Raw genomic sequence first — 16,197 nt, forward strand, 5'->3', positions numbered from 1 at the left:
CTATATTACAGATTCATTACAACTGATTAACATTATCTCGACATCAATTGACAGGCATGCAGGACCGAACTACGATTAAAGTACTAGATAAAATAAGCGCTTACAATAGAGTAGTGAAGCCGCTTTAAGGAGATGAGGACATGAGCACAACAACAATGACACCACTGCCGCTTGAAGGTAGATTGCCGCAAGGCCTTCAGCCATTTCCTTTGCCCGATAAAGACAATCTGTTTAACCGACATAAGGCCAAGAGCCGCAGCAAGCATTTATTTGTAGCTTCGATCGCCGCTCTTACTGCAATGTGCCTGCTTACCGTCATCACTTTTCACGGCTATGTCGCTTGGATGCTTGCTTATCCTTTCGTGGCTCCGCTCTCTTCCAATCCGAAGGCTGCTATCGGCGTCGAATACGAGGATGTCATCTTTCCAAGTAAGAGCGGCAATACGACCGTAAGCGGATGGTTCATTCCAGCGGTCTCTGATTATAATGCGTCCGATCAATCCAATCGTACTGTCATATTCAGCCATGGCTACGGCGCGAATCGCGAAGAAACATGGGTTCCAATGTATGAGCTTTCAAAGCTGCTGCATGGCCTTCATTATAATATTCTACTATTTGATTACGGGTATGCCTCGGAGCAATATAAAGCGCCAGCCACCGGCGGCCTTGAGGAGTCACAGCAGCTTCTGGCCGCTGTAGACTACGTCAAATCCCGCGGCGCTGAGGATATCGTCGTCTGGGGCTTCTCCATGGGTGCAGGTACGGCTCTGCAGGCAGCGCTCCAAACCGACGACATAGACGCGATGATCCTCGATAGCCTGTTCATCCCGAGTCCCGAGGCGCTGTTCGATAATTTGAATCAATTCGTCACCTTGCCAAGCTTCTCCCTGCCCCTTATTGAATCGATGATTCCACTCTGGACAGGAACGAGCTTTGGTTCGATTCCAGCCAATGAGGTGATATCCAACGTTTACGATATACCGCTGTTCATCATGCATGGAACGAATGATGTGAAGGCGCCTTACCAAACTGCAGAGGCGGTTGCCGCTGACCAAGGAAACATGCTCTCCCGCTCGTGGATCGTTCCTAATGGCCAGCATGAAATGCTGTTCCGGGCTCATCCGCAAGAATACATTCAACGCGCTGCCTTATTTTTGAGCCAGGTTAACCAGCAGCTGCAATTGGATCGAGCATAACGGCAATCATCGGCGGCTTATGCCTCCAGCAACTTATGCTTTCCATAACAAATACAAAGCCCGCTGATGAGCACTTCACATGCTCATCAGCGGGCTTTTCTCTGAAACTATACTATTACTTCAACAGGGTAAGAAATTCCGAGCGAAGCGCTGCGTTGTTGCGGAATTCGCCGCGAACAGCTGAGGTTACCGTCTTGCTGCCCGGCTTTTTCACTCCCCGCGCACACATGCATAGATGCTCACCTTCTACGACGACCATCACGCCATTCGGCTGCAGCTCCTCCGTTAGGATATCAGCAATTTGTGAAGTAATTCTCTCCTGCACCTGAAGTCGGCGAGAGACGGCTTCTACTAATCTAGCAAACTTGCTGAGTCCTGCAATTTTGCCGCTTGGGATGTAGCCAATGTGCACCTTACCGAAGAACGGAGCCATATGATGCTCGCATTGGCTGTAGTACACAATATCCTTCACGATGACCAGCTCCTCGTGCTGCTCGTCGAATGTCACGCCAAGCACCTCACGGGGATCGACCTCGTAGCCCGCAAAAATTTCTTCATACATGCGAGTTACGCGAGCAGGCGTTTCAAGCAGCCCCTCACGCTCCACATCTTCACCAACGAGCCTTAGTATCTCTCGAATATGATGCTCGATCTGCTCGCGGTTGCTCGTTACCATTGAATTGACATAATCCTTCCTGCCCGCCATTCCAGAACGCTCCTTCCAGCCTCTCAACCGTTCCCGTTATCTGCGAGGGAATTTTTGATTTTTCATCATGTTCTGAGCTTTATTCATTTGCTGCTTATTGAGATTATAGCCCATTTGCTTAGCCATCTTTTGAATCATCTCCGGATCGTTCTGCATCTTCTCAAGCTGCTTGCGCAGATAGAATACGCCGATAAAAAAACCTCCGATTGCCCCCACTACAAGCGTCACAATTGGTATTACAATGTTAACCCAAGACATCCATTTCACCTGATCCTTTCCTAGCTCCTGCTGTGTATAATGCTCCCATGATAGCATGTTCGCCCTGCGTTCGCAATGAACAGATTAATGGCAGCGCACATGGCATTGAACGCTGCCCATATCGCCGTATAAACAACGATTCTTTAATCCGTTTTTCTTGAATCCGGATGCTCATGCTGCTCCTTAGCCGCAATTAATAGTTCAATTGCTTTCGTTATGGCTGTCACAGCCTCTTCATCGTTCTCCCTCATGACAGCAGCCCGCAATGCCGCTTCCGCCTGCTCTCCTCCGATGCGCGACAGCGCCCACGCCGCCGTTCCGCGCAGCACTGGACGAGAATCCTGCTCAAGCACCTGAATCAAATCAGGCACTGCGCTCGCCTCCTTGAAGTTGCCAAGCGCGATTACCGCATTGCGCTGAATCGGCTTTTTGCCGCGCCATGCCGAGGAAGTGCGGCCATATCTGGCTTGGAACTCCTTGTTGCCTATCGACAGCAAAGGGACAAGCAGCGGCTTTACAAGCTCCGGATCGGGCTGAAGCTCTGTCTGATGCGTCCAGTTTTTGCCGCGGTTTACCGGACAGACCGTCTGGCAAGTATCGCAGCCGTACAAACGATTCCCGATTTTGCGCATGAACTCATCCGAAAGCATGCCCTTCGTCTGCGTGACGAAGGAGATACAGCGGCTCGAGTTAAGCTGTCCCGGTCCAACGAGTGCATCCGTCGGACAGGCGTCGATGCATTTCGTACAGGTGCCGCATCCATCTGTAATTGGTTCATCTGGAGGCAATGGCAAATTCGTAATCATCTCGCCCAAATAAATCCAGGAACCGAGCTCAGGCGAAATGATCGAGCAGTTTTTCGCACTCCAGCCAATGCCTGCCCGCTCGGCCACCGCCCGATCAGACAAGGCGCCTGTATCGACCATGCTTTCTGCCCGCAGATTAGGAACCCGCGCTCTCAACCAATCCTCCAGCTTCGCCAATCGGTCTCGAAGCACACGATGATAGTCATCACCCCAAGCGGAGCGCGACAAAATACCTCGCCTTGCGCCAGGCTCTGACTTCGGAGGATCCTTCAGCTTCGACGGATAGGCAATGGCTATCGCAATAATCGATTGCGGATTATCGAATAGAAGCGCAGGATTGGTTCTTTTCTCCAAATCCGGCTCCTCGAAGCCCGACTCCCTGCCAAGCTCCCGATGTCTGATCAATATTTGCTTTAGTGATACGAACGGGTCGGCGGAGGCGATCCCGATTTTGTCGATGCCAAGGCTCGGTGCCGCCTCAAGCAGCTCTTGCTTCAGCTTTGCCCACCGGTCTGTCATCGTCTACAGCCTCTTGATCGCTTCGCGAGCCAGCTCATCGCAGCGATTGTTCCATTCATTGTCGCTATGCCCTTTGACCTTCACATATTCCACCTTGTGCTTGTTCATAAGCGCCCATAGCTCTTTCCACAGCTCCTGATTCTCGACCGGTTCCTTCTTGCTGTTCTTCCAGCCATTGCGCAGCCAACCGTGAATCCAGCCCTTCTGGAAGCAGTTAACCACATAAGCCGAATCGCTGTAAACCGCAACCTCGCAAGGCTCCTTCAGCAGCTTCAGCCCTTCTATTACAGCCTGGATTTCCATCCGGTTATTCGTCGTATGCTTCTCTCCGCCGGAAATTTCCTTCTTATGCTCGCCAAAAAACAGCACTGCTCCCCACCCGCCAGGGCCTGGATTGCCGGAGCAGGCGCCATCGGTATAGATCATTACATTTTTCATCATTCGCCTCCTGACTGGCATTGCTAAACCTTATAAAGCTCTAATTTCCTTGTATGGCCACAAAATAAAATCGGCGCGACCACGGATCAATTCCTCTGATACAGCATGGAAGGAACGACTATCCAGGCTTGCTCTTAAGCGCCTGTTATCACCCATCACAAAATAATGTCCTTCACTGACAATTTCCGGTCCAAAGCTCATGTCTTCAATGGGGGTGTCGGTATAAGGCTCATCTACCAGCTCACCGTTTCGATACAGCCGCTTATTATGAATCTGTATCTTATCACCCGGAACACCGACTACCCTCTTCACAAGAAACTTCCTATCTAAACCGTTCGAGTTCGGCTCCTTCAAGATCACGATATCTCCAACTTTTGGCTTGCCCGTTAAATAAACAAATTTATTAACGAACAGCCACTCGTCATCCGTAAGCGTCGGCTCCATCGAATGTCCTTCAACCGTCGATAAATTAAATACAAAGAAATGCAATGCCATCACGACTGCAAAAGCAATCACCAGCGTCTTCACCCAGTCCAGCAGCTCTCTCCACCAGCTTGGACGTTCCTGCATATTCATTCATTCACCTCATTAAAATGCTTCAGCCACTCCTCATAATATTGAAGCACATCATGATCCTCGAAAGGAGCCTGTCCCTGATCGATGCGCATAAGCAGCGCTTCCAGCCCTTCATGCACCTTCTTTTCCACCATTTTCGGATAGTGATAGGCCGCTTTATGCATTTCATATTCGTCCTGGTCCACTACGAACCTGTCGCCGTTGGCCGTAAGTATAACATCGAGATCATAATCGATATAAGTGAGCACCTCTCCTTGCAAATAAGGCGGAGAAGCAATATTACAATAATAACGCACGCCGCCCTCCTCCAGCAAAGCAACGATATTAAACCACTGCCCTGGTATAAAAAAAGAGACTGCCGGAACGCGGCTTACCCATACTTTCCCGTCTGATTCTTGAATCGGCGTTTGGCGGTTGATCAGAACCGTCATCGACTCCGCGCGATGCGCGGGAGACATCAGCTCATCATGCACAAGCCAGTTCTGCTGCCATGTACGGTGAAGATGGCCATTATGTTTAAAGCTTTTGATGACACAGTGCCGATATCGTTCCATGACGTTCTCCTCATTAAAGTTAAAGGTTATATGAATAAGAAAAGCATATCTGACCGCCAAAAGCAATGACGATAAGATATGCCCTGCGTACAACATAGCATGCAGTTAAAATCGCGTTACCCCGTTACAATGGCTAGTTTCTGAAAGGACCGGAAAAAGTCGTTTGACGCGTAGCCCAGCGACTCATATAGCGGTAAAATCGGCTCATTGTGCTCGTCCGCGGTAATTAGTATCTTTGTAACATGACGCTGCTCGAAGCGCTGGCGCAATCCCTGTACGAGCGCTTTGCCAATTCCCTGCCGTTGATAAAGCGGCGATACGGCAATGCGGTAATAATAACCTTTGTTATTATCAATCGTACCAATAATCATGCCAACAACCTCTGTTTGATCGACAGCGACGAGAACCAAATCGCTATCCCATGACAATTGGCGGCCAAAAGCTTCCATCGTTTGTTCGTAACACTCTTCGGTAAGAACATCCTCTAGGAGTGCTGTAATTGGTCGGTAATCGGATAACTGGAAGGAACGAACATTCATTACATTTACACCTTCTATACCATGTCATAGTATTGCATCTAGCATATAATACGACAAAATTTAACGAAATCCTGCTTCTATCTTTAATATTCCTTAAAAAAATCCAAGAAATCATTGATTATCTCTTGAAAGCGCTTAATTTTAAGCGCTTTCATTCATTTTATCACTTTTTTTTGTAAAAGATTTGTTATTCAAATGTCCTCCCGTATATTCCATTAGGTACTGAGATACTATAAAAGAGGTTAAGCGGGCTCACCATCCTATCCGACTTTTGAAACAATAATGTTGATTTATTCGATCGGATAAGGGATAATGGAATGGAATAAGTACATATAAATAGGAGGCTGTAAAAAATGGCACATCAACTACCTGCTTTGCCTTACGCGCATAACGCACTTGAGCCGCATATCGATGCGACTACAATGGAAATTCACCACGGCCGTCACCATAACGCATACGTGACTAACCTTAACGCTGCTTTGGAGTCCGCTCCGGAATTGCAAAGCAAATCGATCGAGGATCTGATCTCCGATCTGGCAAGCGTACCTGAAGCTATCCGCACAGCTGTTCGCAACAACGGCGGCGGACACGCGAACCACAGCTTGTTCTGGGAAACAATCGCACCGAACGCTGGCGGCGCGCCTACTGGCGCTCTTGCAGCAGCAATCGAAAGCGAGCTTGGCGGCTTCGAAGCTTTCAAAGCTGACTTCGCGAAAGCAGCAGCAACCCGTTTCGGCAGCGGTTGGGCTTTCCTTGCAGTTGCTAACGGCAAATTGAAAGTATACAGCTTGCCTAACCAAGACAGCCCGATCATGGAAGGCGAAACGCCAATCCTTGGCCTGGATGTATGGGAGCACGCTTACTACCTGAACTACCAAAACAAACGCCCTGACTACATCGCGGCGTTCTGGAACGTAGTAAACTGGGCTGAAGTAGGCAAACGCTACGAAGCAGCTGTAAAATAAGTTTAATTTCACACAAAAGGCGCTGTCCTCAGATGAGGCAGCGCCTTTTTTATGACTAAAAGCAGTCTTTATGCTCCGGTTCCCTTCTCCTGCCGGTATTGGCTTGGCGTACAATCGTATTTCTTGCGGAACACCTGCGTGAAATGCCTGACGTCCGGATAGCCGACCAATTCGGCGATTTTTGTGATGGACCGGTCGGGATCGGCCAGCAGCTCGGTTGCCCGCTCCATACGCAGCTGCGTCACGTATTCCTTGTAGCCGTTGCCGGTTCTCTGTTTAAAAAGCTTGCTGAAATACACAGGATTTAAATACACAACAGACGCTACGAGCTCAAGCGACAAATTTTCTTTGAAATTGCTGCGGATATATTGAAGCGCGATATCAATGACATCGTCTTTATTTTCAGATGAAATATCGCCAGCACGGTCAATGCCGTTCTGATTAAGCTTCCGGATTTCCCCTGGAATGGCATTAAAATCGGCAAGCAGCGGGCTTAAATAAAACTGATAAGGCACTTTGAGACAATTATTTAAATGCAATACGGCACCCGATCGGAAATGCTCGGCCGTCCAATTGGCATGCAGGGTAACTACGCCCGTCAAAAAATCGCCGTCTAAATTCACGATAAAGCCTCTTCCATGCTGACCAATATACTCAGTCATCACATTTTCGACGATAAAATTTTTTAACGTCAACTCCGGATTGCTATCCAGCTTGACGGCCAGCAGATGAAATCGGTCATGCTCCTCCTTAATCGAGGTCAAATCGAAGCGGCCGATATCCAGCCCTTTCACCCATCGCCTAAACACAGCCTCGCGGAGATATTTCAAATTGAGCTCAAGCAGGCTGGAATCGGACATTTGACGCTCCTGTTGACTCCACTCCGCCTCTAATGCAGTAACCGATTTTATAATTTGCTCCTTGCCGAACGGCTTCAAAATATAATCACGTGCCCCAAGCCGCAGCGCCTCCTGCGCATAGGCGAACTCCGAATGCGCGGACACGACGATCCACTTGATCGCGGAATGCGTATGCCGCACCTGCGCAAGCAGCTCCAATCCGTTCATGCCTGGCATCATAATATCGAGGAAAACGGTGTGGATGCGATGTTGAAGCAAAACTTGCAGCGCATCCGCAGCGGAGGAGGCCGTACTTACTTCAATTTCTGGAAATGCATGATTAATGGTTCGCTTAATCCCGTCTCGTATCGTTTTTTCATCGTCAACCACAAGCACATGCATGGCAACTCCCCCTCCGTTAGCACTTTTAGCTTTCCTTATTGATTAATGATCGGCAATATGACCGTAACCGTTGTACCGTGATTCTCCTCGCTATTGATTTGGATGCCATAGCCCAGCCCATACTCCAGAATCAGTCTGCGGTGTACATTTAAAAAGCCTGTTCCCGAGCCCGATGCGTGTCCATATATCGACGGCTCCACCGTGTGGCTTCTGCGTTCCTCCTCCACAAGCTGATTCCACTCCAATAAATCTGCACGCTTAAGCGAGCACTGAAGCTCATCAAGCCTGGCGGCGGACATCCCTTTGCCATTATCCTGTATATGAATACAGAGCGTCTGACCCTTCTCCGACGTTGTTATACGGACCATACCTTCATCCGGATGGGAGGACAAGCCATGAATCACCGCATTTTCGATCAGCGGCTGCAGTGTCATTTTGGGCATCATCGTTTGCAGCCGCTGCTCATTGATGTCAAGCTCCACACGGATGCGGCCGTCCGAACGTGCGCTAATAATGGTCAAATAATGATTAATCTGTTCAAGCTCCTCCCTAAGCGTAGCCTGAGAGCTGCGCCAATCGCTGCTGTAACGGAACATGCGCGAGAGGGAGAGCACGAGATTAGCCAGCTTTTCATTATTCTGCTCGTCCAGCAGCCAATAAATCATATCCAGCGTATTGTATAAAAAATGCGGGTTAACCTGGGATTGCAAAGCATGAATTTGCGCGTTTTTCTCGCTTGCCGTCGCCACTCGAACCCGTTCCACAAGCTGATTAATTTCGCCAACCATTCGGTTGAAATGATCATTCAAGTAGTTAATCTCATCATAGGATTTTTTCGTCACCAGCTGCGTGCTGAGATCTCCCCGCTCCACCCGCCGCATCTCTTGTACAATCATTTTGATCGGCTTGGATACCGATCTCGACAAAAATGCGGCAAGCGCTACTGCAAGAAGGACCAGTGCGCTTGTTACGAATATGAAGTAGCGATTCGCTTCGGCCCGCTCCAGATTGGCCACCGGCTTAGGCGTAATATTAAGAAGCTTCCAGCCTAGCCTCGGCTCCTGTGCCGTAACGATCAAGTGCTGGCTGTCGCTGACGTCGGTTGCCCGCTCCTTAAACGTATAGCGGGACAGCTCCGACAGCTCCTGCGGCAACTCCTGATCGTTCCCGGAGGAGACCAGCAAGCGGTCCTTATTGGAATAAACGTATGAACGGCTCTCCGGCTTAATCGTTAAATTGTTCATCGAGGAGAAGAAATTTCTTGGATCCGCCTCGATGACCAGCACGCCTAAAGGACGGTTCGTGCTCAAATTCGTCATGAGCCGCCCGAACGTAAATACAGCATCATCCCTTACTGTCAAGGACTCCTGCAGCATACCGCCCCACAACATCGTTCCGTCTGACCTTTGCAACTCCTTAAACCAGTCGCTTTCCATGAAATTTGGATTTAGTGAATGGGTTATCGATTCATAGCTGTACACATTTCCATTGTTCGTAATGACATGAATGCCCTTCACATCGTTGTAGCTGTAAAAAATCGAGCCGAGCGCCCCCATCATCAGCAGTTCTTTGTTGATTTGCAGATGGGGCAGCGTCTCTTCCCTGGAAAGCAGACGCTGTATTTCCGCGTTGCCAATTACGGATTTCGTCAGACTGTCATAGCCTCTCGCCAGTGAGGAGAAGTTAACCATCGCTTGCGATACGTTGCGCTGCGCAGCTTCCCCTACCTGAACTTCGATTTGATTGGCCGTGTAACGGTAGAAGATACCGGTAAGACCGATCAGCAGCACTAAGGTAGACAGCAAAATCCACAATAGGAGCTGCGTCCGAAATGAATTGAGTCGTAGCCGATTCAAAGCCTTGCCCTCCTGCCATTAACACTGACACGGCGCTGGCACACTTAGCCCTTAACGGCTCCGGCAACCATGCCTTTTGTAATTTTATCCGAAAGAATGAAATAAACGCTAATAACCGGCAGCGCGCCTAATACGAGAAAAGCTCCGATTGCGCCATAGTTAGCCGTATATTGCCCGACAAAGCTGTTCAGCCCAAATGGTAGCGTCTTGAGCGAGTCAGCCGACAAGAAGGTCGCTGCAATAATATATTCATTCCATATCGATATAAAGGTTAGAATCGTAACGGTCATGATCGGCGGCACCGTGATAGGAAGAATAATGCTGAAAAAGGTCCTGTAAATCGATGCCCCGTCGATCATGGCGGATTCTTCAATTTCGTGTGGAATGCCTTTCAAAAAACCCGACAGAATAAAAACTGCTATTGGAATCGAGAAGGCCACATAAGGAATGATAATGGATAAATGTGTATTCAAAATATCCATATTTTTGAAAATAATCATAAGCGGAAGCAGCGTCGACTGAATCGGAATCATGATCCCGATTAAAAATACGAGCAGCACCGTGCTGCCAAAGCGCCATTTGAATCTCGTAATCGCATACGATACCATGCCGCTGAACACGATGGTCAGGATCAGCGTGATCCCTGTAACGAAAATACTGTTCCCTACATATTTCAAATAATTTCCTGAAGTAAATGCGTCCACATAGTTCTGCCATTGTGGCGCTTTAGGCAGCGCAAAGAACTGACCGGACATGATCTCGCTATTCGTCTTAAAAGAGTATAACAGGAGCCAGATAAGCGGGTAAAGCTGTGTGACTGCCAATATCCCCATAAAAACCCATGCTCCTACACGTCTTGCCTTGCGCGTGTCGAATCCGGAGGATTGCTGGATCGTAATCGATTGCTTCAATGTATCCTTGCCTGCAACTGGCGTATTCATCGTTGTTATCTCCTTTCTCTAAGAGGCTGCTTCCTCTGAACGCTTGAACAGTAAATTTAATACGACCGTCATGACTAAGCAGAAGATGACAAGGAATGTTGAAATTGCGCTGCCATAGCCATACTTGAAGGAGTTGAAGGTCATATAGTACATATGCGTAGAAATTACCTCCGTAGTATTAGCCGGTCCTCCGCCGGTCATGACGACGATCAGGTCAAAGGCCTTCAGTGAGCCGATAACGGCAAGCACAACCGATATTTTAATTACCGGCGACAGCAGCGGCAGCGTAATATAACGGTCCGCCTTGAGGCCTTCGGCGCCATCGATACTGGCAGCCTCGTACAGATCAGTTGATATATTTTGTACCCCTGTAAATTGAATGAGGACATGGTACCCGATGTACTGCCAGAAAATAACGAAGCAAAGCGCAAAAATAGCCATATCCGCATCCGCCAGCCAGGTTCTCGTCCACGATTGAAGCCCCACCGTGGTGAGCAGCTGATTCAACATACCGCCGAGCGAAGCCGGATTATAAATGGCCTTCCAGAGCTGACCGATGACGACTACGGATAGGATCACCGGCAAAAAGTAGCTGGAAACGAGAAAATTCGGTTTTTTAACATAGCGGCTCAGCAGAATAGCCACCAGAATCGCAATCGGTATTTGGGCTAGCGAGAACAGCGATATATATAGCGTTCTTAATACAGCCGGCCAGAAAATTGGGTCCTGCGTAAACATAACCTTATAATTGTCGAAGCCGACGAAAACCTGATCGCCCATTCCTGCCCATTCCACAAAGGAATAATAGACCGATACGAGAATCGGGGAGAACACAAAGGCCATATAAAATAATAAACAGGGAAGAACGAAGACGGCTAGCGTTCCTCTACTCACTCTCAATACACCGTTCACATAAATCCCCTCCCTAGCTTTAGGAGAAACAAAGGGAACCTTTCGGTTCCCAATGTTAAGTCCCGCTTTTTATTTTTTGTTCATTTCCCACGTATTTTGATGTTCCTGCGCCAAATCCTCGGCTTTCATTTCTTTGATCAGCAAGCTTTGCAGCCCTGTCAAATGCGTTTGAGTCGTCGAAGGCTCGATGACATTGTCAAAGTTCATGTCTCCGCCTTGCACTTCATTGAAACGTGCCATTGCATCGATAGCTAGATCAGAATAGCCCGCTGCCTTGAGGTCTCCCTCAACCTTTTGCGCCAGACCTACTGCAGCTTTTTTCTCAAAAGCCACCTTAGGATAGTTCAAAAGCAGGTATTTCAAGAATTTTTTGCTTTCATCCAGGTGGTCGCTGTTCGCGCCAAGCGCATAGGCGGTGCCAGGAGCGATCACATAATCGGTAACGCTGCCTTTACCGCCAACAGTTGGGAACGGAAGGAAACCGATTTTTCCTTTTACCGCCTCGGAAGCATCAATGGATGGAATTTCCCATGTTCCCATGAAATACATCGCTGCTTTACCGTCGCGGAATTGCTGGGATGCCGTGTTGTAATCGTAAGTAGCTGCGCCTTCTTGATACGCGCCTGCTTTGATCAAATCCTGCGTTTTTTGGATCGCTTCAACGAATACCGGATCGGTAAATTGTTTGTTGCCTGCTACAACCTCGTCAAGGAATTTCGGTCCGCCGTTCACGCGTTGAAGAATGTTCGTAAACATGAAGGATAGCGGCCATTTGTCCTTGCCGGCCAGCATCATGGCAGGGATGCCTGCCTCTTTGAACTTCGGTACGGAGGCAATAATATCTTCAAACGTTGCCGGAGGCTCTACGCCTGCTTTCTCGAACAATTCTTTGTTGTAGTAAATGCCTGCGATATTCATGTTGTAAGGCAGGGCATATACATTGCCGTCGAAGGAATAGTAATCCAGAACACCTTCGAGGAACGTTCCCTTCAGCTCATCATCAAGCATATCGTTCAGCGGAGCCAGCACTTTACCGTTTGCGAACGGCTGAAGCTGTGCGCCCGGATTAACCATGGTGATATCGGACACTTCACCGGATGCGGCTTGCGTTTTCAGTTTAACCTTTTGCTGCTCAATATCCAGACGGTCCCATTCGATTTTGACGTTTGGATTTTCAGTCATATAGTTGTTGGCAATTGTCTCTTCAACCTGATAAGCTGGGGTACTTTTGTCCGTCTGCAGGGTTTGGAACGTAATGGTCACTGCTTTGGCTTCTGTATTACCTGCCGCAGTTGTGTTGCCTGTTCCTGTTCCTGTTTCGGCATTGTTGCTTCCACAAGCTGCTAAAGTAAATGTTAGCGCTGCTGCAAGCGCCAAGCTGATTACGCGCTTTTTCTTCATCTTTTGTTTCCCCCTAGATAATTGATATCGTTTACATTTCATACTTTACAGCTTATAAAGATTTTTCGGTATGCAAAAAATCAACATATTATGTTGAAATTTTAGATATTTATCGACGCGCTTTGCGTTCTTAGGTTAACTTCTGCACACCGGATAGGCAAATGCCGCATAGATTAGTACAGGATTATCGCCTAATTTGCTATATGAAGGAGACTGAGTGCTCGCATGGACTATACTTACGCTGAAGAGCAAAAATTTCGCATGGCTCAGCGACAAGCGGCGACCGCCGGAAGCGACTGCGGCTGCGGCGGACCGCGCTTAAGCATACCTCCGGTTCCTGCCGGTATAGGACCGGGAGGGCCGGGACCGGGGTCGGGGCCCGGACTTTTCCAGCATGGGCCGGGACCGGGGCCATCTGTAACGGTAGTCATTAACGGCGGAAGAATATTCCCTGCCATCACGCAAGCTTATCGTGTTCCGTTCTATCCTGGCTTATCGATCTATCAAGCATTGGCCGCAACCGGAGTTGTGCGCTTTAACTGGAACGGACAGATCATCTCCGTCAGCGGTATTCCAATTGGAGCAAATATTAGCTATCAGCTACAGCTCAATGGACGCATCATTCCTCCTTCGCTTCTCAGCTTCCCAGTCCAGCGAAATGACGCTGTCACGCTCCAGCTCATTTATAATCCGTTCCCGCGCGAGGATGAGTCGGAAGGACAATAGGATCAGCAAGATGAATTCAGAGGCAGCTTGCCGCTGAACGTTCCTGTACAAACAATAAGAGCTAGAAACAACCGTCTCCTCCGGACGATTGCTTCTAGCTTTCTCTATGACTTTATTGCCTTCCCTTTACCAATAATCAGCTTCAATTGATCATTTTCATAACCAACCTCGTAGGTCACTTGGTACTTGCTTAACACATACTCGCCATTTACCCGCTCGTCTACCGATATTACAGCAATGACGGTCGCTCGATCGTCTTTGCTGCTTTTCACGTGCATATCATCTATGACAACATTTCGCGTTCCAAGATAGCCCTCGCGGAACTGCTCGTAGGTTGTGCCTTCCTTCCAATTGCCGCCGAGCAGTGAATAAGCGTATACATAGTCGGCATTATTCAAGCTGTCGTAGAAATGTGTAACCAAATATCCGGCGAACTCATCTACCGCGACCTCTTCCTCTACCTCCAGCGAGTCATCCGGCTGCTCCAGCTCGGGAAGCTCGTCCATCGGCTCCTTAGACCAGCCTTCAGCCAGCTCTATCACATTTGCAATAGGTAGGCTAAAACCGATCGAGCCCTGATCGTAGCCTGCCGAATTAATGCCGATCACCTCGCCCGTCTTTTGATCGACTAGCGGTCCGCCGCTATTGCCGGGGGCGATAGGCGCTGAAATTTGATACAAATCGGAATACAGATAGGGCTCAATTTCAAAGCTTCTTCCCGTACCGCTAATAATTCCGGTCGTAACCGTATTTTGAAAGCCAAGCGGACTGCCGACAGCCAGTACCTCGTCACCCACCTCCGCCTTCTCATCGCGTACAACCTGCAGTGGCTCCGTACCTACTAAGGCCGGAACACGGACAACGGCGATATCCGTTTCTGTACTAATCCCAATTACCTCGCCATCCAGCTCGCGAGCATCTGACGTTTTGATTTTTACCTTTTTCGTCCCTGCTACGACATGCGCATTCGTAATCAGGTCGCCTTCCATGTTATAAAGAAAACCAGAGCCCTGCGAGCCGCTGTCCGTCTCGATCATCACGACTAGCTTCTGCGTTTCAAAAATAATATCCTTAAGCGAACCAACCTTCCCTTCCTCGACAACCGCAAGCAGTGGATTTCCCGCCATCTGATCCGGAACCTTGGAATGAACCGTATAGGCAGCGCCTGCACCCGCGCAAACAATGAGGGTCGATGCAATGATGCTGACCCATGTTCGTTTTCTCATCCTCATCGCCCCCTTAATCCAAATACCACGTCGCATGATCGACAACGACAGTCGTATTGTCAACATAAACGCCATATACCGTACTACTAAAGCTCATGGTCTCGCCAGGCTCCACATATTGAGGCGTTGCATCTGCCGTCCCGGAGCCAAGTTCATTTCCTTCAGCATCCATAACGGTAAACTGAATAGAAATCCCATAAATTGGACGCGTTGCCGCATTTTTCAGTTCGCCGGCAATATTGAGATCGCCGAACTCATCCAGCGTCGTTTCTATGTTGACGACCTCTACCGCTGCCGTCTGATTTTTCAAATCCTCGGCAGCCGCATTTTGCATGGCTTGCTCAAGCCGCTGCTGCTCCGCCTGCTCATACTGCTCCTGCGCCTGGCGTATTCGCTCCTCCAGCTCCGTCAACTTCTCATCATCCAAAGCAAAATCAAGTGCTCTGTTTGTCACTGCCAATGCATCGTTGTAATTTTTCTTGCCCAGCAGCGCTTCTGCTTCCGCATAGCTAATCTCCACGATTCTTGCTACGATCTGCTCTCGTACAGCTATCGCTTCATCACTATCTAAATTATTCGCGACATTAAGCTTCGCTTCAAGCTCATCCACCGTCTTCAGCTCCGCGAGCTCTTCCGTAAGCGTCATTACGCCCAGCTTTACCTGATGGACCTCGAGTTGCTCCTTCACCTTCGCAAAAATGGGCTCCGAATGCCCCCGAAGCGCATCACGCACCTGCTCCAATGCCTGCTTTGCTTCGCTCAGCTTCCGCTCCTCAATCAGCATTCCCGCAGCCGCCGCCGAGTGCTCGAGCTCGATTACATACGATACGATATCCACATCCGCCTGCAGCGCCGCATAGTCCGGTCTGGCATCTGCCGCTTCCTTCAGCATCGCCAGCGCCTCGGCATACTTGCCTGTCAGCGCCATGCTTCTTGCATCCGCCTGCATGTCCATTACTCTATCATTCAGATCAGACTCATAACTATAGTAAGCAAATACGACAGCAGCCGTTACGAACGCTAGCAGAACAGGAGTCAGCCACGCCCATAAGGAGCGCGCTCCTCCTTGCTTTCCGGCATCCTTCGGCATATACCGCTGCTCGTTCGAAATAGCAGTCTCTGCAGCAGCAGCCGACTCGAATGCTCCGGCCTCCGCTTCAGCACTCGCCTCTGTCTCAAACTCCATTTCCACTTCAAGCAATCTGCCGCATTGACTGCAATAAATCGCATCATCTGTCCGTTTCTTCCCGCAATGATGGCAATACACTTCCGTTCATCCCCCAGCATTCATACTCCCTGTGCACATCTCTCTATTCTATATGAAAAAGTAAATGATC

17 protein-coding genes are annotated in these 16,197 nt (G+C 49.0%); 3 read left to right on the plus strand and 14 right to left on the minus strand.

Annotated elements, in window-relative coordinates; genetic code table 11:
• Window positions 1–140: 140 nt before the first annotated feature.
• The gene (locus ACO9K6_RS08030) at window positions 141–1,196 is read left to right on the plus strand and encodes an alpha/beta hydrolase (RefSeq protein WP_424767028.1); all 1,056 of its coding nucleotides are present in this window, start codon (window positions 141–143) and stop codon (window positions 1,194–1,196) included.
• A 115-nt stretch (window positions 1,197–1,311) separates the two neighbouring features.
• Here the strand turns inward: ACO9K6_RS08030 and folE are convergent, their stop codons facing one another.
• The 7 genes from folE to ACO9K6_RS08065 form a co-directional block, all read right to left on the minus strand.
• On the minus strand, window positions 1,312–1,902 hold the full coding sequence (gene folE, locus ACO9K6_RS08035) for a GTP cyclohydrolase I FolE (protein WP_424767029.1): 591 nt from the start codon (window positions 1,900–1,902) through the stop codon (window positions 1,312–1,314).
• Window positions 1,903–1,938: 36 nt separating this feature from the next.
• A complete protein-coding gene (locus tag ACO9K6_RS08040) occupies window positions 1,939–2,160 on the minus strand; it encodes a YneF family protein (protein WP_424767100.1) in 222 nt (73 codons plus the stop codon).
• 143 nt (window positions 2,161–2,303) lie between these two features.
• Window positions 2,304–3,485 (minus strand): tRNA epoxyqueuosine(34) reductase QueG, encoded by a 1,182-nt coding sequence (gene queG / locus ACO9K6_RS08045; protein WP_424767030.1) that lies wholly within the window; start codon window positions 3,483–3,485, stop codon window positions 2,304–2,306.
• 3 nt (window positions 3,486–3,488) lie between these two features.
• A complete protein-coding gene (gene rnhA / locus ACO9K6_RS08050; protein WP_424767031.1) occupies window positions 3,489–3,923 on the minus strand; it encodes a ribonuclease HI in 435 nt (144 codons plus the stop codon).
• A gap of 30 nt (window positions 3,924–3,953) precedes the next feature.
• Window positions 3,954–4,499 carry a signal peptidase I gene (lepB, locus tag ACO9K6_RS08055; RefSeq protein ID WP_424767032.1) on the minus strand — a complete coding sequence of 182 codons (546 nt, stop codon included), beginning with the start codon at window positions 4,497–4,499 and terminating at the stop codon, window positions 3,954–3,956.
• Window positions 4,496–5,053 (minus strand): DUF402 domain-containing protein, encoded by a 558-nt coding sequence (locus tag ACO9K6_RS08060; RefSeq protein ID WP_424767033.1) that lies wholly within the window; start codon window positions 5,051–5,053, stop codon window positions 4,496–4,498. Before ACO9K6_RS08060 ends, lepB begins: the two co-directional genes overlap by 4 nt.
• 116 nt (window positions 5,054–5,169) lie before the next feature.
• Entirely contained in the window at window positions 5,170–5,592 is a 423-nt protein-coding gene (locus ACO9K6_RS08065; RefSeq protein ID WP_424767034.1) for a GNAT family N-acetyltransferase, read from the minus strand.
• Window positions 5,593–5,945: 353 nt separating this feature from the next.
• Here ACO9K6_RS08065 and ACO9K6_RS08070 point away from each other — a divergent pair, with 353 nt between their 5' ends.
• Window positions 5,946–6,557 carry a superoxide dismutase gene (locus ACO9K6_RS08070; protein ID WP_424767035.1) on the plus strand — a complete coding sequence of 204 codons (612 nt, stop codon included), beginning with the start codon at window positions 5,946–5,948 and terminating at the stop codon, window positions 6,555–6,557.
• Window positions 6,558–6,625: 68 nt separating this feature from the next.
• On the opposite strand, the gene ACO9K6_RS08075 is transcribed toward ACO9K6_RS08070, so the two are convergent.
• From ACO9K6_RS08075 to ACO9K6_RS08095, 5 genes are all read right to left on the minus strand, one after another.
• Window positions 6,626–7,798 carry a response regulator transcription factor gene (locus ACO9K6_RS08075; RefSeq protein ID WP_424767036.1) on the minus strand — a complete coding sequence of 391 codons (1,173 nt, stop codon included), beginning with the start codon at window positions 7,796–7,798 and terminating at the stop codon, window positions 6,626–6,628.
• A gap of 35 nt (window positions 7,799–7,833) precedes the next feature.
• Entirely contained in the window at window positions 7,834–9,654 is a 1,821-nt protein-coding gene (locus ACO9K6_RS08080; RefSeq protein WP_424767037.1) for a sensor histidine kinase, read from the minus strand.
• 44 nt (window positions 9,655–9,698) lie between these two features.
• Window positions 9,699–10,487 carry a carbohydrate ABC transporter permease gene (locus ACO9K6_RS08085; RefSeq protein WP_424767101.1) on the minus strand — a complete coding sequence of 263 codons (789 nt, stop codon included), beginning with the start codon at window positions 10,485–10,487 and terminating at the stop codon, window positions 9,699–9,701.
• A gap of 126 nt (window positions 10,488–10,613) precedes the next feature.
• The gene (locus ACO9K6_RS08090; RefSeq protein WP_424767038.1) at window positions 10,614–11,507 is read right to left on the minus strand and encodes a carbohydrate ABC transporter permease; all 894 of its coding nucleotides are present in this window, start codon (window positions 11,505–11,507) and stop codon (window positions 10,614–10,616) included.
• Window positions 11,508–11,576: 69 nt separating this feature from the next.
• Entirely contained in the window at window positions 11,577–12,908 is a 1,332-nt protein-coding gene (locus tag ACO9K6_RS08095) for an extracellular solute-binding protein (protein ID WP_424767039.1), read from the minus strand.
• Window positions 12,909–13,133: 225 nt separating this feature from the next.
• Between ACO9K6_RS08095 and ACO9K6_RS08100 the strand changes: the two genes are divergently transcribed.
• Window positions 13,134–13,634: a hypothetical protein gene (locus tag ACO9K6_RS08100; protein ID WP_424767040.1), complete on the plus strand. Its 501-nt coding sequence runs from the start codon at window positions 13,134–13,136 to the stop codon at window positions 13,632–13,634.
• A gap of 104 nt (window positions 13,635–13,738) precedes the next feature.
• Here ACO9K6_RS08100 and ACO9K6_RS08105 read toward each other — a convergent pair whose 3' ends face one another.
• Together ACO9K6_RS08105 and ACO9K6_RS08110 are read right to left on the minus strand one after the other, a co-directional pair.
• Window positions 13,739–14,860 carry a S1C family serine protease gene (locus ACO9K6_RS08105; RefSeq protein WP_424767041.1) on the minus strand — a complete coding sequence of 374 codons (1,122 nt, stop codon included), beginning with the start codon at window positions 14,858–14,860 and terminating at the stop codon, window positions 13,739–13,741.
• Window positions 14,861–14,873: 13 nt separating this feature from the next.
• Complete coding sequence (locus ACO9K6_RS08110; RefSeq protein ID WP_424767042.1) at window positions 14,874–16,127, minus strand: FxLYD domain-containing protein; 1,254 nt, start codon at window positions 16,125–16,127, stop codon at window positions 14,874–14,876.
• Window positions 16,128–16,197 lie beyond the last annotated feature (70 nt).

It is taken from the genome of Paenibacillus praedii, from assembly GCF_049725345.1.
Taxonomy (GTDB): domain Bacteria; phylum Bacillota; class Bacilli; order Paenibacillales; family Paenibacillaceae; genus Pristimantibacillus.